General features: G+C 39.5%; 18 protein-coding genes and 5 tRNA genes. 17 read left to right on the plus strand and 6 right to left on the minus strand.

The window, feature by feature from the left end; translation table 11 throughout:
• Positions 1-4 precede the first annotated feature (4 nt).
• The 3 genes from PARC_RS05180 to purF all read left to right on the plus strand — a co-directional run bounded on the left by PARC_RS05180 (position 5) and on the right by purF (position 2,881).
• Positions 5-646 (plus strand): SPOR domain-containing protein, encoded by a 642-nt coding sequence (locus tag PARC_RS05180; RefSeq protein ID WP_010553848.1) that lies wholly within the window; start codon positions 5-7, stop codon positions 644-646.
• 195 nt (positions 647-841) lie between these two features.
• Positions 842-1,336 (plus strand): CvpA family protein, encoded by a 495-nt coding sequence (locus PARC_RS05185; protein WP_007376853.1) that lies wholly within the window; start codon positions 842-844, stop codon positions 1,334-1,336.
• A gap of 18 nt (positions 1,337-1,354) precedes the next feature.
• Positions 1,355-2,881 (plus strand): amidophosphoribosyltransferase, encoded by a 1,527-nt coding sequence (gene purF, locus PARC_RS05190; RefSeq protein WP_007580920.1) that lies wholly within the window; start codon positions 1,355-1,357, stop codon positions 2,879-2,881.
• A gap of 116 nt (positions 2,882-2,997) precedes the next feature.
• Here purF and PARC_RS05195 read toward each other — a convergent pair whose 3' ends face one another.
• On the minus strand, positions 2,998-3,597 hold the full coding sequence (locus tag PARC_RS05195; protein WP_007580923.1) for a Yip1 family protein: 600 nt from the start codon (positions 3,595-3,597) through the stop codon (positions 2,998-3,000).
• Between the two features lie 206 nt (positions 3,598-3,803).
• Here PARC_RS05195 and miaE point away from each other — a divergent pair, with 206 nt between their 5' ends.
• A complete protein-coding gene (gene miaE / locus PARC_RS05200; RefSeq protein WP_010553847.1) occupies positions 3,804-4,565 on the plus strand; it encodes a tRNA isopentenyl-2-thiomethyl-A-37 hydroxylase MiaE in 762 nt (253 codons plus the stop codon).
• 544 nt (positions 4,566-5,109) lie between these two features.
• On the opposite strand, the gene PARC_RS21725 is transcribed toward miaE, so the two are convergent.
• The 3 genes from PARC_RS21725 to PARC_RS05215 form a co-directional block, all read right to left on the minus strand.
• Complete coding sequence (locus PARC_RS21725) at positions 5,110-5,355, minus strand: hypothetical protein (RefSeq protein ID WP_010553846.1); 246 nt, start codon at positions 5,353-5,355, stop codon at positions 5,110-5,112.
• Positions 5,356-5,409: 54 nt separating this feature from the next.
• Positions 5,410-6,147 carry a UDP-2,3-diacylglucosamine diphosphatase gene (locus PARC_RS05210; RefSeq protein ID WP_007580929.1) on the minus strand — a complete coding sequence of 246 codons (738 nt, stop codon included), beginning with the start codon at positions 6,145-6,147 and terminating at the stop codon, positions 5,410-5,412.
• An 87-nt stretch (positions 6,148-6,234) separates the two neighbouring features.
• Entirely contained in the window at positions 6,235-6,726 is a 492-nt protein-coding gene (locus tag PARC_RS05215; protein WP_007580931.1) for a peptidylprolyl isomerase, read from the minus strand.
• 155 nt (positions 6,727-6,881) lie between these two features.
• Between PARC_RS05215 and cysS the strand changes: the two genes are divergently transcribed.
• Entirely contained in the window at positions 6,882-8,261 is a 1,380-nt protein-coding gene (cysS, locus tag PARC_RS05220) for a cysteine--tRNA ligase (RefSeq protein ID WP_007580933.1), read from the plus strand.
• A gap of 72 nt (positions 8,262-8,333) precedes the next feature.
• Here the strand turns inward: cysS and folD are convergent, their stop codons facing one another.
• Positions 8,334-9,188, minus strand: a complete 855-nt coding sequence (gene folD / locus PARC_RS05225) for a bifunctional methylenetetrahydrofolate dehydrogenase/methenyltetrahydrofolate cyclohydrolase FolD (protein WP_002958348.1) — start codon at positions 9,186-9,188, stop codon at positions 8,334-8,336.
• Positions 9,189-9,540: 352 nt separating this feature from the next.
• Between folD and PARC_RS05230 the strand changes: the two genes are divergently transcribed.
• The 12 genes from PARC_RS05230 (at position 9,541) to PARC_RS05285 (ending at position 20,550) form a co-directional block, all read left to right on the plus strand.
• Positions 9,541-9,617: transfer RNA gene (locus PARC_RS05230), tRNA-Pro, on the plus strand.
• A 55-nt stretch (positions 9,618-9,672) separates the two neighbouring features.
• Positions 9,673-9,749: transfer RNA gene (locus PARC_RS05235), tRNA-Arg, on the plus strand.
• A 23-nt stretch (positions 9,750-9,772) separates the two neighbouring features.
• A tRNA-His gene (locus tag PARC_RS05240) sits at positions 9,773-9,848 on the plus strand.
• Positions 9,849-9,862: 14 nt separating this feature from the next.
• A tRNA-Pro gene (locus PARC_RS05245) sits at positions 9,863-9,939 on the plus strand.
• Positions 9,940-10,009: 70 nt separating this feature from the next.
• Positions 10,010-10,086: transfer RNA gene (locus PARC_RS05250), tRNA-Pro, on the plus strand.
• A 378-nt stretch (positions 10,087-10,464) separates the two neighbouring features.
• Positions 10,465-11,769 (plus strand): trigger factor, encoded by a 1,305-nt coding sequence (gene tig, locus PARC_RS05255; protein WP_010553845.1) that lies wholly within the window; start codon positions 10,465-10,467, stop codon positions 11,767-11,769.
• 164 nt (positions 11,770-11,933) lie between these two features.
• Entirely contained in the window at positions 11,934-12,551 is a 618-nt protein-coding gene (clpP, locus tag PARC_RS05260) for an ATP-dependent Clp endopeptidase proteolytic subunit ClpP (protein WP_007580937.1), read from the plus strand.
• A 135-nt stretch (positions 12,552-12,686) separates the two neighbouring features.
• On the plus strand, positions 12,687-13,970 hold the full coding sequence (clpX, locus tag PARC_RS05265) for an ATP-dependent protease ATP-binding subunit ClpX (RefSeq protein WP_002958344.1): 1,284 nt from the start codon (positions 12,687-12,689) through the stop codon (positions 13,968-13,970).
• Positions 13,971-14,121: 151 nt separating this feature from the next.
• Positions 14,122-16,491: an endopeptidase La gene (lon, locus tag PARC_RS05270; protein WP_010553844.1), complete on the plus strand. Its 2,370-nt coding sequence runs from the start codon at positions 14,122-14,124 to the stop codon at positions 16,489-16,491.
• Between the two features lie 177 nt (positions 16,492-16,668).
• Positions 16,669-16,965, plus strand: coding sequence for an HU family DNA-binding protein (locus PARC_RS05275; RefSeq protein ID WP_290192505.1), 297 nt, complete (start codon positions 16,669-16,671; stop codon positions 16,963-16,965).
• Positions 16,966-17,136: 171 nt separating this feature from the next.
• Positions 17,137-19,038, plus strand: coding sequence for a SurA N-terminal domain-containing protein (locus PARC_RS05280; protein ID WP_010553843.1), 1,902 nt, complete (start codon positions 17,137-17,139; stop codon positions 19,036-19,038).
• Between the two features lie 138 nt (positions 19,039-19,176).
• On the plus strand, positions 19,177-20,550 hold the full coding sequence (locus PARC_RS05285) for an IS4 family transposase (protein WP_096058041.1): 1,374 nt from the start codon (positions 19,177-19,179) through the stop codon (positions 20,548-20,550).
• A 93-nt stretch (positions 20,551-20,643) separates the two neighbouring features.
• Here the strand turns inward: PARC_RS05285 and PARC_RS05290 are convergent, their stop codons facing one another.
• On the minus strand, positions 20,644-21,135 hold the full coding sequence (locus PARC_RS05290) for a VOC family protein (protein ID WP_007580948.1): 492 nt from the start codon (positions 21,133-21,135) through the stop codon (positions 20,644-20,646).
• Positions 21,136-21,196: the final 61 nt, after the last annotated feature.

Raw genomic sequence — 21,196 nt, forward strand, 5'->3', positions numbered from 1 at the left:
GTCGGTGAACTCAAGTTTTATTAATCGCTTAGTCGGAACAAGTATAGTAGTGATCGCAGCAATTGTGTTTATCCCTAATATACTCGATGGCGAAAAAGTGCATTATAAAGAGGGCTTTAAAGCGATACCTGATCGCCCTGAGTTCAAAACAATCGATCTTCAAGAGTCAATTGATGAAAACATGGCTAATGCTGAGCCACTAAAACAAGATGAAATTGAAGATATTCAAGCTGACGATGAAGCTTTTGAGCAGCAAAACGCTATGGATGAGAGTGACTACGCTGTAGAGAATAAAGTTGTTGAAGCGACTATTGAACCCAAAGCTACACCGATCACTAAGGCACCGGTTCAGGCTAAACCAAAACCTATTGCGCCTCGTAAAAATGATGAAAACCTAACAAGTATGGCTTACGTTATTCAATTAGGTAGTTTTTCACATGTTGCAAATGTAAAAGCATTACAGGCTAAATTAAAAGTTGAAGGGTTTAAAACGTTTACTAAACCGATTAAAACCCCAAATGGGACGTTAACCAAGGTATTTGTTGGTCCTTCGCTTGATAAAAATGAATTACAAAAGCAGCTTCCCCAGCTGAAAGAGCTTACTAAATTAAATGGTAAAGTTACGCAGTACGAAGTAACAAAATAATTATAAAAAGGCTTGTATAACAAGCCTTTCTTTATTTATTTATATTTGTTTTTATCATTATCTTTATCTCACAATACCCATTCTATAATGTTAATTTTTTGTATTGACTACAACCCAGTAATCTCCCGTTTAAACTTGCATACTAACGATGTTTGGGTATAGAATGCGCCCCAAATTAGCGACTAATTGGTTCTTATGATCTGGGTTGATTACGCCATTATTGGCATCATTGCATTGTCTACCATCATCGGTTTAATACGCGGCTTTGTAAAAGAAGCAATGTCATTAGCGGTATGGGCTGGCGCCTTTATCATCTCTAGCTTATTTTACCAATATTTAGCTTCCTTCCTAACAACCATTTCTGAACCCCTTTTAAGAAATGCTGCGGCCATAGCCATATTATTCTTTGCGACGCTACTGTTAGGCGGTTTACTAAACTATATTTTAGGTGAGCTTGTACATCGTACTGGTTTATCGGGTACCGACCGTGTCTTTGGCATAGTGTTTGGTGCTCTACGAGGCGTGTTGGTCGTGAGCGCGTTACTCTTCTTTCTTGATGCTTTTACTGGTGCACCCAATACGCACTGGTGGGGCAATTCTATTTTGATTCCAGAATTTGGCTTTGTTGTTGAATGGTTCTTTTCGTACCTAGAAAACAACTCGAGCTTTTTAAATTCAGTAAACCGTTAATCGGCGAGGATAAATTACATGTGTGGTATCGTTGGAATAGTCGGAACATCCCCTGTTAATCAGGCGATTTATGATGGCTTAACTGTTTTGCAGCACCGTGGTCAAGATGCCGCGGGTATCATTACCATTGAGAATAATACGTTTAGCTTGCGCAAAGCAAATGGCTTAGTGAAAGATGCCTTTCACACACGTCATATGAAACGACTACAAGGTACAATTGGTCTTGGCCATGTGCGCTATCCTACAGCAGGATCTTCAAGCTCATCTGAAGCACAGCCTTTTTATGTTAACTCACCGTTTGGTATAGCACTTGCCCATAATGGCAACCTTACTAATGCAGAAGCTTTAAAAGAGCAGTTATTCTCAGAAGCACGTCGTCACGTTAATACAACATCAGACTCTGAAATTTTACTTAATATCATGGCACATGAATTAAGCAAATCTGATAAGTTGCATTTAGACCCTGAAGATATTTTTACTGCGGTAACCGAAGTAAACAATAAAGTAAGCGGTGGTTATGCAACTATTGCTATGATTATCGGCCACGGCATTGTTGCTTTTCGCGACCCTAATGGTATTCGCCCACTTGTATTTGGTAAACGCGAAACCGAAAAAGGTACTGAGTACATGTTTGCCTCAGAAAGCGTTGCGTTGAAACCGGACGGTTTTGAGTTTGTACGTGATGTAGCCCCTGGTGAAGCTATATATGTTACAGAAGAAGGTGAATTCCATTCACTTAGTTGTGCTGATAAGGCATCTTACTCGCCGTGTATTTTTGAATTTGTTTATTTTGCTCGACCTGACTCAACAATAGACCGTATGTCTGTGTACGCAACACGCGTAAACATGGGGACTAAACTAGGCGAAAAAATTGCACGTGAATGGGCTGACAAAGATATTGATGTAGTTATCCCAATCCCAGAAACTTCATGTGATGTAGCACTGGAAATCGCACGTGTACTTGATTTACCGTATCGCCAAGGTTTTGTTAAAAACCGTTATATTGGTCGTACATTTATCATGCCTGGCCAAGAGATGCGTAAAAAATCAGTGCGTCAAAAGCTAAACGCAATTGATCGCGAGTTTAAAGGTAAAAACGTATTATTAGTTGATGACTCAATTGTTCGTGGTACAACATCAGCACAAATTGTTGAAATGGCCCGAGAGTCTGGCGCTAAAAACGTTTACTTTGCATCAGCGGCACCTGAAATACGCTTCCCTAATGTGTACGGTATTGATATGCCTTCAGCCGCTGAGCTTATTGCTCACGGACGTGAAGTAGAAGATATTAATGCAAGTATTGGTTCTGACGGTTTAATCTTTCAATCGTTAAAAGATTTAATTGCTGCGGTTAGCCAAGAAAATCCTGAAATTACTAAGTTTGAAACTTCAGTATTTGATGGCCAATATATTACTGGCGATATTGATCAAAACTATTTAAATCGTATTGATAAGCTACGTAACGATTCAGCAAAAAGCACCCGAGAAAGTGCGATGTCTTCAGGTTTAGAAATACACAACCAAGACGAAAACGAAGCTGATTAATGATTAGTTAATAAAAAGTCGTTACACAAAAAAAAGGAGCTAATTAGCTCCTTTTTTGCGAAGGAAAGAAAGGGAACATTTCTATCAAACATGACTCTTTTTTTAGGTGAAATTTATTAAGTAAACATTGGGCTAACAATCCCATTAGTCCAAAGCATAGCTGTTACAGCTAAAATAATAACCAGTAATATTAATCCACACGTTACTACCGAGCTGGCGTAAATAAAGCCGCGCTCTTCTGGGATATGCATAAGTATTGGTACGCCGGTATAGAGTAAATAAACCGAGTAAGCCAGTGCAATAATTCCAATACACACTACAAACCAAAGTACAGGCCAAAAAGCGGCGAGTGCCGACATAAACACTGGTGTTGCAGTATATGCTGCAAGTTCAAGTGTTTGTGTAAATGTAGGTTTAGAGCCAAATGTAACCGCCATCCAATGGGCTAAATACGCCAATGCAAAAACACCCGCTATTAAAGCAAAATACATTGCACCTGCAATTAGCAGTGCACTATCGTGCGTTAAAAATACGGGATTGCCTGCACCTATACTCCATCCTAAATAAACAGATGAGTAGTAGCCCATTATTGAAGGAAATAAAGCAATCAGTAAAATATGCGACAAACTATAGGTTAAACTTTCATGGCGATTATCTATTGTTTGCCATTCTTCAAGTGGGTGAGCATAAATGCCCCAGAGGTGATTTAGTATCATAGTACTTACTCCATAAAAGGAACGTATTATTGTTTTGGTTGGTTTATTTTTATACAGTCTATGTACAGTTATGGTTCACTTATTTTGCAAAGTCAAGTTAACTCGTTATTAACATTTAGACGCAGATAAGGGCTTTGATTTATCCCAAGCAAAATTTCGTGTTAAAATAACGGTCTATCAAATTTATTTAGTAATGAGCAGTCAACGTGCCACATAGCCAACTTTTAGAGCCGATTAATAACTTTTTATTGTGTACCACCCCAGAGCAATGGGTGGAGCAAGCAATTAAAAAAGAAAACTTATCAGTCATTTTAATAGATCACTTAATTTGTGAATTAAAAGCAGCTCAAAGTGCGATGTTTTTAATACGTAAATACGCGGTAGATAAAGAGGGTAGTGATGCATTACTCGAGTGGCTAAAGCCATTTGAAACGCTTATTTACAAGCGAGAAGGGAATTGGCGCGATCTGGCTGCTAAAAATAAGCTCACTAAATCAATAATTCCTAAATCGAGTTCTCCATACGGGCAAGGTCTAATCGATAAAATGGTTTTGCTGATAAAAGAAGAGCTGCATCACTTTTATCAAGTGCTCGAAATTATGGACGAGTACGGTGTTGAGTATCAAAGTATTACACCATGTCGTTACGCAAAAGGCATGCTCCGTCATGTTAAAACGTTCGAGCCCGATGCATTAGTCGATAAGCTAATAGTAGGCGCTTATATTGAGGCGCGTTCGTGTGAGCGTTTTGCAAAGCTTGCACCGCATGTTGACAAACGTTTAGGTGATTTTTATATTTCGTTGTTACGTTCAGAAGCGCGTCATTACCAAGATTATTTAACTTTAGCGCAAGAAATTGCTGATTTTGATATTACCGATCGCGTAAACTTTTTTGGTGAAAAAGAAAAAGAGTTAATTTCGACAACCGATACTGATTTTAAATTTCACAGCGGTGTTCCCACTGTTTAAATACCCTCATTTTCTTTTAAAAAATTAATATATTCTGCTATTTTCTGATTGCTGAAATTATGTTTTTTCATAATTTTAGCAATGCGTCCATTTTTAGTTATTATATCAATTCCTCTATTAAATTTTTGTAAGTATTCTTTGGCTCTATAATTTGATTTAGAGACAACTAAATATAGTTTATGAGAAGCAAGATCTGGCGATAAGTACTCAATATTATTATCATCTGAATCTTCGGTTTTAGTGTGTTCAAGCCAATAATTTCCAACCTCTTTAGTACCCGCGACTAAATCAATACGCCCTTGTTGTAGTAAATATAAGCTTGTAGGAAGGCTTTTAGTGGACGTTATTGCCAGCTCCCTATTTCTAGCAAACTCTTGACTTACAACGGCATTGTCTTCTGTGCCAATACTATAAGGTGTTAATGATTGAACTGTACCATCGAAATTAATAACACTCTCTTTTCGTTTGAAAACTCCTGAGTGAGCAACTGCAAGTGGACGAGAGTAGTAAAAAACTTCATTTCTTTTTAATGAATAAAAAGCACCTAAAATAGCGGTTTTTCTGTTTTTTCTAATAGCTTTAGGGCGCGGTCCCAGGTCGTAAACTCGGCTTCGCTATTAATACCTTGCGTTTTAAGAGCTGATTCGGCTATTTCATATAGCCAGCCATTACTAGGTAGGTTTTCGCTAAAATAGGGAGGGTAGTTTTCTGTAACAATTTGCCATGTTTGCTTGCTAAATACTTGTGTAGGAATGGCAATTACTACGATGAAAATTAACAGCTTAATCATTCAACCTCTCACTATTATTCATATATATAGATAAATAATAGTCAGAATTTTAAATTATGCGAAAGGCGTGCTAATTAATTCTTGTGATTGAGGGGTAACGACTAAATAAGAGCCTTGGGTATACCAGTCACCTAGCACTGTGCGAGTAAGTGTTTGTTCATTAACTTTATACGTATGAACATTAGGGCGATGAGTATGACCATGAATCATATTCGTAACGTTATGTTTGGCAAAGGTGGCAAGTACAGCCTCATCGACAACGTCTAAAATTTCGATAGGTTTATCAGCTTGGCTTAACTTACTTTTTTCGCGGGCATTACGCGCTATTTTTTTACGATACCAAAGCGGCATTGCAAGCATCAATTTTGGCCACCACCAACCACGGCTCTTTTTACGAAAGTTTTGATATTCAGTGTCTTGAGTGCACATTTCGTCGCCATGTAAAATAACGGTAGGCGTGCCATATAAATCAATGACTGTTTGTTCATCGAGTAATGTCATTGCGGCCATGTCGGCATATTGCTTGCGCATAATGAAATCACGATTGCCATGAATAAAATAAACAGGTGTGCCACCATCATTAACGGCGCTTAAATGTTTTGCTACATCGGCACTCAGTGCAGTAATGTAGTCATCTCCAACCCATACTTCAAAAAAATCACCCAAAATATAAAGTGCATCTACATCTTTATTTAATATATGTGTATTTAAAAAGTCAAAAAATGCAGCGCTAATGTCGGGGCGGTTTTCGCTTAGGTGTAAATCTGCAATAAAGTAAGTTTGGCGAGTCATAGGTCAGTCTATTCTAGTTTTAAAAAAACGGGCATATACTAATAGTACACACCCGCTTATATACTCACATAATATGAGTAAACGTTACTAGTTAACAGTAACGCTTTCGATAATCACATCTTCAAGAGGTACGTCTTGGTGAAAACCAGTACTACCTGTTGCAACTGCTTTAATCTTATTTACTACGTCCATGCCTTCTACTACTTCAGCAAAAACACAATAACCCCAACCTTGCGATGTTTCGCTGCTGTGGTTTAAAAAGTCGTTGTTGTTCACGTTAATGAAAAACTGTGCTGTAGCTGAATGAGGATCAGGTGTACGTGCCATAGCTAAAGTGCCTACTTTATTAGACAGGCCATTATTAGCTTCATTCTGAATTGGGTCGTTTACTTCTTTTTGTTCCATACCTGGAACAAAACCACCGCCTTGAACCATAAAACCATCGATTACACGATGAAAGATAGTGCCGTTGAAAAAATCAGCATTTGCATACTCTAAAAAGTTTTTAACTGTGTTTGGAGCTTCTTGCTCAAACATTTTAATGGTGATGTCACCAAAATTAGTGTGTAGAACAACCATGTGTTTTCCTATATCCGGTTTAAATATTGGCGCTATTTTATCGTAGTTGGCTAAGATTAACAAAGTAGATGTTTGGTTTGTTATAAAGCGCTAGAGCAGGGGCTTTTCAAGTGGTAACATAACTGTTCAAGTAAATAGTCAAGGACTCAAAGTAAATGGTAAATATATACAACACACTCACGCGACAAAAAGAGCAATTTAAACCTATGGTCGAAGGAAAAATCGACATGTATGTGTGTGGTATCACCATTTATGATTACTGCCATATTGGACACGCTCGTACTTTTGTAGGTTTTGACGTTATTGTGCGCTACTTACGCCATATTGGTTACGATTTGAAATATGTACGTAACATTACAGATATCGACGATAAAATAATTAAACGTGCGAACGAAAATGGTGAGTCAATAAACGACTTAACTGTGCGCATGACTAAAGCGATGCATGAAGATTTTGATAGCCTAAATATGTTACGCCCAGATATTGAACCAACAGTTACAAGCCATATGGATGAAATTATCGTTATGGTTAAGCGCTTGATTGAAAAAGGCCATGCCTATGTCGCAGCCGACGGCGATGTTTTGTTTGATGTATCAACGTTTGAGCAATACGGTGCACTTTCTCAGCAAGATTTGACTATGTTGCAATCAGGCTCTCGCGTTGAAGTAGCGCAAGATAAAGACGATCCACTTGATTTTGTGTTATGGAAAAAAGCAAAAGCAGGTGAACCATCATGGTCATCACCTTGGGGTGAAGGGCGTCCGGGTTGGCATATTGAATGTTCGGCAATGAGCTCAAAGCACTTAGGTGAGCATTTTGATATTCACGGTGGGGGGTCTGATTTACAGTTTCCACATCATGAAAACGAAATTGCCCAATCGTGCTGTGCAAACAACGGCAAGTATGTAAATACATGGATACATACTGGCATGGTTCAAGTAAACAAAGAAAAAATGTCTAAGTCGTTAGATAACTTCTTTACAGTGCGTGAAGTTTTAAAAGCATACGATCCTGAATCTGTTCGTTACTTTTTAATTTCAGGTCATTACCGCAGCCAACTAAATTACTCACAAGAAAATTTAGACCAAGCGCGTTCATCACTTGAGCGCATTTATACAGCGCTTCGTGATGTCGAACCGGTAGAGTGCGATTTAGAAGGTAATGAGTTTGTTGCTAAATTTAGAAAAGCAATGAATGACGACTTTAATACACCAGAAGCACTACCTGTGTTGTTCGAACTTGCTAAAGAATTAAACCGCGTAAAAGAAAGTGACGCAGTTCAAGCTGGGCAACTTGCGTTTATATTACGCAGTATTGGTAACGTTTTAGGGGTTGCTCAACAAGCACCAGAAGCTTTTTTACAAGGCGGGCAAGATGACGACGAAGTTGCGACAATTGAAGCATTAATTGTAAAACGTAATGAAGCACGTGCAAGTAAAAACTGGGCTGCTGCTGATGAAGCACGTGATGCGCTTAATGCGTTAGGTGTAATACTTGAAGATTCAGCCGGTAAAACAACGTGGCGTAAAGCGTAAGCGTTTAAAGTAATTCACGTTCAACTAAAAAAGGGTTGCCAAATGGCAACCCTTTTTTGATTTTTTAACAGCTTAGCTGTGATATTTCTCACACGCTTCAAGTGTGTTTTCAATTAAGCTCGCGACCGTCATCGGGCCAACGCCACCTGGTACAGGTGTAATAAAATGCGCTTTTTGTTCAGCCACACTGTATTGAACATCACCAACTAATTTACCCGTGTCTAAACGGTTAATGCCTACATCGATGACTATAGCGCCTTCTTTTATCCAATCTCCAGGTATAAATTCAGGTTTACCTACAGCCACAACTAATAAGTCAGCGCGGCGAACATGCGTTTCTAAGTCTTGAGTAAACTTATGGCATACTGTGGTAGTACAACCCGCTAATAAAAGCTCTAGCGACATTGGACGACCAACAATATTTGACGCGCCAACGACAACTGCATGCATCCCTTTATAACGTACACCCGTTGAATCAAGTAATGTAATAATACCTTTAGGGGTACATGGGCGAAGGGCAGGCATACGCTGTGCTAATCGACCAATGTTATATGGATGAAATCCATCAACATCTTTATGTGGGGTAATGCGTTCTAAAATCTTTTCAGCATCAAGACCTTTTGGCAGTGGTAACTGCACTAAAATTCCATCAACTTCGGCATCATTATTTAGCTCGTCAATTAAATCTAAAAGAGTTTGCTCTTGCGTGTCTGCTGGTAAATCAAATGATTTGGAGATAAAACCTACTTCTTCACAGGCTTTACGTTTTGAACCAACATAAACTTGGCTTGCTGGATCAAGTCCTACAAGTACTACTGCAAGTCCTGGTGCACGTAAACCATTTGCTACACGTTCACTTACGCGTTCTGCTACAGCGCTACGTACTTGTTTTGCGATTGCCTTACCATCAATGATGTTTGCCGTCATGGGTGACCTTTAATTGGGGTTAATTAACTAGATACCGATACTCTAAAAACGAATGCATAATAAAATAGGGGTAAAAATGCTAATAAAGAAAACATACTCTTTATTTAACTCGTTTTATAATGTGCCTACTATTTTCGCAGAAAAGCATAGCAGCGCCAAGTTGCTTTTAATGTATATAACATTTGAGTTATTAAATAGTTTAAATTTCAGCCTACTATTGTAATATTTAACCATTGTGCACTAAAAATGAGCACTTGATTGGTTTTATTAAAAAAACGTTTGACCTAACCCCGTCAAATCACTATTATGCACCCCGTTGTCAACGAGGTCACTCGCTAACAATAATAAGTTTCGGCGATTAGCGCAGTTTGGTAGCGCACTTGGTTTGGGTCCAAGGGGTCGCAGGTTCAAATCCTGCATCGCCGACCATTTTTATAATTTATTATAATCGAATAGCTTATTGGTAAACTATGAAGTTTTCGATGCGCCCATAGCTCAGCTGGATAGAGCAACGCCCTTCTAAGGCGTGGGTCGAAGGTTCGAATCCTTCTGGGTGCACCATTTGAAAACATGTAAATATAGCGGTGATTGTAGCTCAGTTGGTAGAGCCCCGGATTGTGATTCCGGTTGTCGTGGGTTCGAGCCCCATCAGTCACCCCATTTACAACGAATATCGGCGATTAGCGCAGTTTGGTAGCGCACTTGGTTTGGGTCCAAGGGGTCGCAGGTTCAAATCCTGCATCGCCGACCATTTTCTTAAAATGGTCTTAAACTCTCAGTTTAAGTGTTCAATATGAAAAAAGAAGTTAACTCTTCAATGTCGGCGATTAGCGCAGTTTGGTAGCGCACTTGGTTTGGGTCCAAGGGGTCGCAGGTTCAAATCCTGCATCGCCGACCATTTTCTTATCTAATAAGAATAATAAGTAAACTCCTCTAAGTTATAAATCTAAATCTGTTAGCCTATAATTCTATTAAATAATTTCTACTTTAATCCATTCAATGCCTAGTTAGCCTGTTTTTTATTCAGTTAGTCTCTATAGTCCCTTATCTAGTCCAAATAATTGCCCCCTATACTCGACTATCATAAATATTAGGTTATAATGCCGCGTCTATTGTTTAACATAGTGCCCGAAGGGCAAAGCAGCAATGGTATCTCATGGTAGCGACGGATGCTTTTAAGTGTGAAAAACCGCTTAAACTTTATCAAGACTCATGCAGATCACTTTGTTTGTAAAGGAAGGCGAACAGTCGCCAAAATTGAATATTGAGGTAAATCATGCAAGTTTCTGTTGAGACGACCCAAGGCCTTGAGCGCCGTATAACTATCACCGTTCCTTCAGAGAACGTTGAGACCGAAGTAAAAAAACGCCTACAACAACTGTCAAAAACACAGCGTATAGATGGTTTCCGTGCTGGTAAAGTTCCAGTATCTGTAATTAACAAGCGTTTTGGCCCTGCAGTTCGTCAAGAAGTTGCTGGCGAAGTAATGCAACGTAATTACATTGAAGCAATCGTTTCTGAAAAAATCAATCCAGCTGGCGCGCCTACATTCGCACCTAAATCACTTGAAGCAGGTAAAGATTTAGAATTCTCAGCAACGTTTGAAGTTTACCCTGAAGTTGAAGTTCAAGGTTTAGATAAAATTACTGTTGAGAAACCAGCGGTAACAGTGACTGACGAAGATTTAGCTAACATGCTAGAAACACTTCGTAAGCAACACGCAGCGTGGGCTGATGTTGATGCAGCTGCTGGCGAAAACGACCGTGTAACAGTTGATTTCGTAGGTACTATCGACGGTGAAGTATTTGAAGGCGGCAAAGCTGAAGACTTCCCATTAGAACTTGGCCAAGGTCGTATGATCCCAGGTTTTGAAGATAACATCGTAGGTAAAAAAGCAGGCGAAGAAGTAGTTACTGATGTAACTTTCCCTGATGATTACCACGCTGAAAACTTAAAAGGTAAAGCGGCTCAATTCACTATCACAGTGAAAAAAGTTGAAGCGCAAGAATTACCAGAATTAAGCGAAGAGTTTGCAACTAAATTCGGTGTTACCGAAGGCGGCGTAGACGCGCTTAAAGAAGAAGTTAAAAAGAACATGACACGTGAGCTAGACCAAGCGGTTAAAGCAAGCGTTAAAGACCAAGCAATCAAAGGTCTTTTAGCTAACAACGAAATCGAAGTGCCTAAAGCACTTGTTGATCAAGAAGTTGATGCTCTACGTCAGCAAGCAGCTCAACGTTTTGGCGGCGACGCTCAAAACATGCCAGAGCTTCCAGCTGAATTGTTCCACGAGCAAGCTGTAACACGTGTTAAAACTGGCCTTTTATTAGGTGAAGTGATTAAAGCTAACGAGATTAAAGTTGATGACGCTAAAGTTGAAGCATTAATCGCAACGGTAGCTTCTGCATACGAAGATCCAACTGAAGTAGTAGAATACTACAAAGGTAATGATCAACTTATGCAGCAAATGCGTAATGTAGCAATGGAAGAGCAAGCTGTTGAAGCTATTTTAGCTAAAGCAGTTGTTACTGATGTTGAAAAAGCATTTGATGACATCATGAATCCACAGCAAGGTGCTTAATAAGTCATTGACTTAAGCTCTCGCTAACGATTAAATGGCTCGTGCTACTCTGTTTATACAGCGTGCCCGGGCCATTTTAGTTTTTGGCTCTAAATTTGCGAAAAACGATAACTATGCTTCCTTATAATAAGGATAAGTATAAGCGCATAAGGAATTAAATAAGTATGAATACTGGTATTACAGATCCCCTAAATGCATTGGTCCCAATGGTTGTTGAACAAACACCGAAAGGCGAGCGCTCGTATGATATTTATTCGAGATTATTAAAAGAGCGTATTATCTTTTTAACAGGTCAAGTTGAAGACAACATGGCAAATCTGATTTTAGCGCAAATGCTATTTTTAGAATCAGAAAATCCTGATAAAGATATCTTTTTATACATCAACTCACCAGGTGGTTCAGTAACTGCGGGTATGGCTATTTACGACACAATGAACTTCATCAAACCAGATGTAAGTACAATATGTGTAGGTCAAGCTGCAAGCATGGGTGCTTTTTTACTTACTGCTGGCGCTAAAGGTAAGCGTTTTTGCCTACCAAACTCACGTGTGATGATTCACCAACCATTAGGTGGTTTCCAAGGTCAAGCATCTGACTTTGAAATACATGCTAAAGAAATTCTGTCTATTAAAGATAAGCTTAACCGCTTAATGGCTGAGCATACAGGCCAACCATTAGATATTATCTCTAAAGACACAGATCGTGATAACTTTATGAGTGCCACGCAAGCTGTAGATTACGGCTTAGTAGACTCTGTGTTTACAAATCGCGACAAAAAGTAAGCGCTTGGCGAGCAGGATTGCCTGTTTGCCACTTTGAGTTACTATGCGAAAACCAATAAATTTTGGTATAGTTAAAGCGTATTGAAATAGCCGCCAACAGTTTTGGTGGCCAACGTAATAAAATGAGGTAGCTGAATGTCTGACACTCCTACAGACGGCGACAAAAGTAATAAATTGTTATACTGCTCTTTTTGTGGCAAAAGCCAACATGAAGTGCGTAAATTAATTGCAGGCCCTTCAGTATACGTTTGTGATGAATGTGTAGAGTTGTGTAACGATATTATCAGGGAAGAGATCAAAGACATTGCTCCTAAGCATGATACGTCTGACAAACTACCTGTACCAAAAGAAATTCGTAAACACTTAGACGATTATGTTATTGGTCAAGATCATGCTAAAAAAGTATTGTCTGTTGCCGTTTATAACCATTATAAACGCCTACGTAACCAATCGACTAAGCAAGACATTGAATTAAGTAAAAGTAATATTTTGCTTATCGGCCCAACAGGTAGTGGTAAAACATTACTTGCAGAAACATTAGCGCGTCTACTTGATGTGCCGTTTACTATGGCCGATGCCACTACATTAACCGAAGCAGGTTATGTAGGTGAAGATGTTGAAAACATCATTCAAAAGCTTTTACAAAAATGCGATTACGATGTTGAAAAAGCGCAACGTGGCATTGTTTACATTGATGAAATTGACAAAATTTCTCGTAAATCAGATAACCCGTCAATTACACGTGATGTATCGGGTGAGGGCGTTCAACAGGCGCTACTTAAACTGATTGAAGGCACCGTTGCTTCTGTTCCACCGCAAGGTGGTCGTAAACATCCACAACAAGAGTTTTTACAAGTAGATACGTCTAAAATCTTGTTTATTTGTGGTGGTGCATTTTCAGGCCTAGATAAAGTAATTGAGCAACGTAGCCATAAAAATACCGGTATCGGTTTTGGCGTTAGCGTAAAAGAATCTGCGGCGAGTCGTTCTTTAAGTGAAACATTTAAAGACGTAGAACCAGAAGATTTAGTTAAATACGGCTTAATTCCTGAGTTTATAGGTCGTTTGCCAGTAGTTGCTACGTTAACAGAACTTGACGAAGCTGCTCTTGTGCAAATATTGAGTGAACCTAAAAACGCGATTACTAAACAGTTCTCAGTATTGTTTGGTATGGAAGACGTTGAACTTGAGTTTCGCGATGATGCCTTAGCTGCAATTGCCCACAAAGCAATGGAGCGTAAAACAGGTGCACGTGGTCTTCGTTCAATCGTTGAAGGTGTGTTACTTGATACTATGTACGAACTTCCTTCAATGGATGACGTAAGCAAAGTGGTTATTGATGAAACCGTTATTAAAGGTGAGTCAGACCCAATCTTGATTTATGAAAATAATAAACAAGATAAAGCTGCATCAGAATAGTTTTTAAGCTATTTGAATGAAAAAAGGAGCCTTAGGCTCCTTTTTTTATAATTAATTTAATCGAGTATGGGAAAATTGTTGAACTTTAATTAGGTTATCCCCATATACTTGAGTAATCTTTAAAATAAATGAAGTGCGAAGAGAAACTATAATGACGCTTGAGAGAACCGACCGAGTCGAAATCCCAGTCCTTGCACTGCGCGATGTTGTGGTATACCCGCACATGGTGATCCCGCTTTTTGTTGGCCGTGAAAAATCAATAAAATGCCTAGAAGCGGCAATGGACAAAGACAAACAAATTTTCTTGGTTGCACAAAAAGATGCAACTGTAGATGAACCAGAGCAAGATGATATTTATCGTATCGGTACTATTGCCACTGTACTTCAGTTATTAAAATTACCAGACGGTACAGTTAAAGTTTTAGTTGAAGGTACACAGCGCGCACAAATTGAAGAATTTGTAGATAACGATGACTTTTTTGTTGCTAATGCTCAATTTATTGAATCTGATTCAGTAGATGAGAAAGAACAAGATATTTTTATTCGTAGCGCAATTAGCCAGTTTGAAGGCTATGTAAAGCTAAACAAAAAAATTCCACCTGAAGTACTAACTTCAGTTTCAGGTATTGATGAGCCAGCACGCCTTGCCGATACAATGGCAGCCCATATGCCGCTTAAAGTACCTGAAAAGCAAAAAGTGCTAGAAATTTCAAGCGTTACAGAACGTCTTGAATATTTAATGGCATTAATGGAAGGCGAAATAGACTTACTGCAAGTTGAGAAGAAAATTCGTACCCGCGTTAAAAAGCAGATGGAAAAGTCTCAGCGCGAGTATTACCTCAATGAGCAAATGAAAGCTATTCAAAAAGAGCTGGGTGAGCTTGACGATGTACCTGACGAATTTGAAGCACTTAAAAAACGCATCGAAGAATCGGGTATGCCAAGCGAGGCACAAGACAAAGCGACGACAGAGCTTAATAAGCTTAAGATGATGTCGCCAATGTCTGCAGAAGCGACTGTAGTGCGTTCATACATTGACACATTAATTAATGTGCCATGGAAAAAACGCTCTAAAGTGAAAAAAGACTTAGCGGGCGCGCAAAAAATTCTTGATAGCGATCACCACGGCTTAGATAAAGTAAAAGAACGCATTATTGAGTACCTCGCGGTACAACAGCGTACTAATAAGCTTAAAGGGCCAATTTTATGTTTAGTTGGGCCACCAGGTGTTGGTAAAACATCACTTGGGCAATCTATAGCGCGTTCAACTGGTCGTAAGTATGTTCGTATGGCGCTTGGCGGCGTACGTGATGAAGCTGAGATCCGTGGTCATCGTCGTACATACATTGGTTCAATGCCAGGTAAGCTAATTCAAAACATGACAAAAGTGGGCGTTAAAAATCCATTATTTTTGTTAGATGAAATCGATAAAATGTCATCAGACATGCGTGGCGACCCAGCATCAGCACTATTAGAAGTGCTTGATCCTGAGCAAAACAGCCACTTTGCCGATCATTACCTTGAAGTAGATTACGATTTATCTGATGTTATGTTTGTAGCAACATCAAACAGCTTTAACATTCCTGGCCCATTATTGGACCGTATGGAAGTTATTCGTTTATCGGGTTACACCGAAGATGAAAAGCTAAACATTGCAAAAGAGCACTTAATTACTAAACAAGTAAAACGTAACGGCTTAAAAGAGTCTGAAATAGTTATCGAAGATAGTGCAATTATTGGCATTATTCGTTACTACACACGTGAAGCGGGTGTACGTAACCTAGAGCGTGAAATTTCAAAACTATGCCGTAAAGCAGTTAAAAATATCTTACTCGAAAAAGACACTAAAACAGTGACTATCAATCAAGATAACCTAGAAGACTTTTTAGGTGTGCAACGCTTTGATTATGGTAAAGCTGAAGATGGCGACCGTATTGGTCAAGTTACAGGTTTAGCATGGACAGAAGTTGGTGGTGATTTGCTAACAATCGAATGTGCGGCTGTACCAGGTAAAGGTAAACTTACTTATACCGGTTCACTGGGCGATGTGATGCAAGAGTCGATTCAAGCGGCAATGACGGTAGTACGTAATCGCGCAGATACATTTCGTATTAATAGCGACTTTTACGAAAAACGTGATATTCACGTACACGTACCTGAGGGCGCAACACCAAAAGATGGTCCTAGTGCGGGCGCAGCAATGGTAACAGGTCTTGTATCTAGCTTAACGGGTAACCCTGTACGAGCAGATGTTGCAATGACCGGTGAAATTACGCTACGTGGTGAAGTACTTCCTATTGGTGGCTTAAAAGAGAAATTATTGGCGGCGCATCGTGGTGGAATTAAAACAGTAATCATTCCAAAAATTAACGAACGTGACTTAAAAGAGATTCCAGAGAACGTGCTGGCAGGTCTTGATATTCACCCAGTTACTTGGATTGACGAGGTGTTAAAGCTTGCTTTAGTGCATCCTGTTGAGAGTTTTTCGGTCGAAACACCTAAAAACCAAGAAAAAAGCTAAAAAAAGTGCTTTTTAGGGCTTTTCAAATCTAAACGGTATGATAAGTTAAGCACTGGTTTTCAAGCCTAGCCCTTATGGGGCGTAGGCTTAAGAAAAATATAATCATGTGAGCATTAAAAGTTTGCTCTACAATTTTCAAAAAAGTGATGTTAGTTTAAAAAACCATCGCTCTTGATAATAACAATGAAAGAGGATGATATTGTGAATAAATCTCAATTAATCGATCAAATCGCAGCTGATGCTGACATTTCTAAAGCGGCTGCAGGTCGTGCACTAGATTCATTCATCGAATCTGTATCTGGCGCGCTAAAAGAAGGCGACTCAGTTGCACTTGTTGGTTTTGGTACTTTCTCAGTACGTGACCGTGCTGCACGTTCAGGCCGTAACCCGCAAACTGGTGAAACAATCCAAATTGCTGCTGCAACTATTCCTGCTTTTAAAGCCGGTAAAGCGCTTAAAGACGCAGTAAACTAATCACTGTTTTAAACACATTAGTTATGGCGAGTGTAAAGTTACTGATTCACCACAACAGATGAATTAAGTAACTTTACCGCCAGTTACTTCAAGTGAAAAAGCGTATCTGGTAAGATACGCTTTTTTTACATGTGACAAGGTAAAATACCTTGATCAAAAAGAGATAAACAAATGCTTGAGAAAATCAGAGAAGGTTCGCAAGGACCTGTAGCCAAAATAATTTTAGGCGCGGTGATTTTATCTTTTGCCTTAGCAGGGATCGGTAGTTACTTAGGTCAAACCACAGAACAACCCGTTGCTGAAGTAAATGGAATTAAAATTAGTCAAACCGATTTTAACCGTGCTTACCAAAATGAACGTAGCCGTTTAGAGCAACAATTTGGTGAATACTTTACACAAATTGCCGCTGATCCAAATTACATGGCGCAAATTCGCCAAGGTGTAGTTGACCGCTTAGTACAACAAGAATTGCAATCACAGCTAGCGGCTGATTTAGGCCTTCGCGTAAGCGACGAAAGTGTACGTAAAACAATTTTAGAGCTACCGTACTTTCAAATTGGTGAAAAGTTTAATAACGATCGTTACTTACAAGTAATTCGTCAAATGAACTTTCAACCAGATGCTTTTCGTGAATACTTACGTAAAGATATGACACGTAGTCAGGTTGTATCAGCTGTTGCAGGTACAGACTTTGCCCTAGAGAGCGAGCTCAAAAGCGCAATTGCTCTACAGCAGCAAACTCGTAGTATTGACTACTTAGTCATTAATAAAGAAGCGCTAGCCGCTACGGTAGAGGTATCAGAGCAAGAAGTGTCTGACTACTACGAGCTAAACGCATCACAATTTTTATCTCCAGAGCTTATTTCAGTAAGTTATATTGAGCTTAAAGCAGCAGATATTAATGTTGAATCGGTAACCGAGGATGACGTTAAAGCGTATTACGAGCAAAACAAAGCGCAGTACATAGAACCTGAAAAACGTCGCGTATCACATATCTTAATTGATAACAGTGAAGACGATGATGCAGCAAAAGAAAAAGCCAATGCACTTCATGCACAACTAGAGCAAGGTGCAGACTTTGCTGAGTTAGCAGAATCATCATCTGACGATATCGTTAGTGGCGAAATGGGCGGCGACCTTGAATGGATTGAACGTGACGTAATGGACCCTGCATTTGAAGATGCGACTTTCGCACTGCAAAACAAAGGTGACATTTCTGAGGTTGTTGCTTCTGAGTTTGGTTATCACATAATTAAACTTACAGACATTCAACCACAACAAGTTAAAGCGTATAACGATGTTAAAGCTGACTTACGTGCTGAATTAGAACAAGCTGAAAAAGTAGATGCATTTTACGAAAAGCAAACAGAAATGGGCGCACTTGCATTTGAAATTTCAGACCGCTTAGACGACGCTGCAGAAGTTGCTGAAGTTGAAGTTAAATCTACACCTCTTTTAGCACTTAATGCTCTACCAGAGCCTTTAAACAGCCCTGCAGTTGTAACAGCACTAACATCAGTTGATTTACTTGAAGATAAAGTAAACTCTGAAGTTATTGAGCTTGGTGAGGAGCATGCAATTATTGTTCGTATTAACGAGCATAAACCTGCTGCTACTAAACCGCTAGATGAAGTAAGCGAGCAAATTAAAGCGCGTTTAGTTAATGAAAAATCATCGGAGCTTGCTAAAGAAAAAGCGCGTAGCTTATTTGCAGAAGTACAAGCAGGTAAGAGCTTAAATGATGTAGCAAACGAGCAAAGCTTGACGGTTCGTCAAGAAGCGCAATTAACACGTCAAAGCTACACTGTTTCACCTGCTATTGTGACTCAAGCATTTAAAATGGCTCATCCAGCAGATTCTGCGGTAGTTGAGCTTGTTAATTTAAATAATGGTGATGCAGCAATTGTTGCGCTTAAGTCGGTAACAGATGCACAAGTTGCAGCTAATATTGACCCTCAAGCAAAACAAAGCATTACTATGGCGCAAGCTAATAAAAACTACATGGTATTTATTGAAGCGCTTAAAGCAAATGCTGAACTTAACTTACCAACGGCTACACAAACTGTTGAATAATTAATTTTAGCTCATAAAGAAAGGCGCTTTTAAAGCTGTCTCTTATACACAAATCCCTGCTAAGAAATTAGCGGGGATTTTTTTGAACTAAATCTCAATGTCATGATCAGATCTTCAAATCTTGTTTGAGGGCACATTATGATTAACGAACATACTCATTGGGCAAAACAACAATTCGGTAAATCGGACTTAGGTGATCCAAGAAGAACAGCGCGTCTGGTAAAGTTAGCATCAACGCTTGCAAATGAACCAGGAAAACCACTTGTGAACATCACTCAATCCCCCGCCGATATGGAAGGTGCCTACCGCTTTATTCGCAACGAGAATATTGACGCAACGGCTATAGCAGAGTCAGGCTTTAAAGCCACGGTTGAACAAGCAAAAAGTCATAACTTATTACTCGCATTAGAAGACACGACCACACTAATTTATAAACATTCCTCCATTCGAGATGATTTGGGTCATGTCGGACGAGGAGCAAAACAACGAGGCTTGTTAGCTCATAGCGTATTACTGTTTGCGCCAGACACAAAGCAAGTTGTGGGATTAATTGAACAGTCTCGCTGGAGTCGTGATATCAACACGATTGGAAAAAGAGAAAAACACGCGACGACTTCTTACGAAGAAAAAGAAAGTTACAAGTGGGAGTCAGCGTCACGAGCGATGGCAGAGCGGCTGCAAGGACAAATGGCGAACGTGATATCGGTGTGTGACCGCGAAGCGGACATCTACGAATACTTGCAGTATAAACTGAGCGAGCAGCAACGATTCGTCGTACGCTCGATGCAAAGTCGTCATATTGAAGAAGGTGAGGATAAGCTCTATGCGTTTGCAAGCGAGCTGATGAGTGCAGGCACCAAACACATCCACATTGCACAAAAAGGAGGAAGAAAAGCCCGAAGCGCAACACTGGATATCACCTATGCGCCAGTGACACTCAAAGCGCCTTACAATAAGAAAGGACACTCCCTCCCAGTTTACTATGTCGGCTGTGCAGAGCGAGGAAACGCTGAGAACGGCTTAAGCTGGCACCTATTAACCAGTGAACCAGTCACCAGCAAAGAAGACGCTTTAGCTATCATCACCTACTATGAGCACCGTTGGCTTGTAGAGGAATACCATAAAGTCTGGAAAAGTGATGGTACGGATATCGAAAGTTTACGCCTTCAAAGCCAAGATAACATGGAAAGATTGGTGACGATTAATGGCTTTATTGCGACGCGAATATTGCAACTAAAGTTCACCAATGAGCAGCCTGATTCTCCAAGTTGTGAACAACTGTTATCTCCCAAAGCATGGAAGTTATTGTGGTTAAAGAGAATAAAAACACCATTGCCTGAAACTGCTCCAAATATGTCATGGGCGTATCAGGAACTGGCAAAGTTAGGAGGCTGGAAAGATACCAAGCGCACAGGGCGTGCATCTGTGAAAGTGTTATGGCAAGGATGGCTTAAGTTACAAGCCATCCTGGAAGGCTACGATTTAGCAAAATCTCTTGAGTCAGACTTGTGATCAAGAGACAGCTTTTAAAGCGCCTTTTTTATTGTCTTAAATAAAGTTGGTATATTACCAATTCGCTTAATTAAGTATTATTGCGGATTGGTATTAATTACCTCTGGCAATAAACTCAATCCGATTGCCGCTAGGCTCTCTTATCATCATATGTTGGGTTGGACCTTTACCTAAGTTTTCTGGTGCAAACTCTATAGTAATATTATTTTGCATTTCTAAGTGTGTATGTAGCTCGCTTAACTTTTTGATACTTTCTACACTGAGTGCTAAATGGTGTAAGCCCACATTTTCTGCTCGATTAAACTCCACACGTTTTTCATCATTTTTTACGCGCCATAATGTAATGGTTATTTTATTGTTTGATAAAAAATAAGCGGGGTAGGTTGGATCACTTCCTAGCGTTTTAAAACCAAGTACATCAGTAAAAAATGCTTTGGATGCATTTAAGTTTGATACGGTTAAACCTAAATGATCAACGCCACCAACCCAACTTTTAGAGGTAGAGTTTTCGTCAGCTATTGAGGTTGTTGATAGCAGTAGTAACGCTAATGATGAAATGCCTGTGAGTAATGTTTTTTTTAGCATAGATCCTCTTTATGGTTTTAGTTGTTAAATTACGCATTTAACAAAGACCTTCATAAAGGAG

It is taken from the genome of Pseudoalteromonas arctica A 37-1-2, assembly GCF_000238395.3.
In the GTDB taxonomy this organism is placed as follows: Bacteria; Pseudomonadota; Gammaproteobacteria; order Enterobacterales; family Alteromonadaceae; genus Pseudoalteromonas; species Pseudoalteromonas arctica.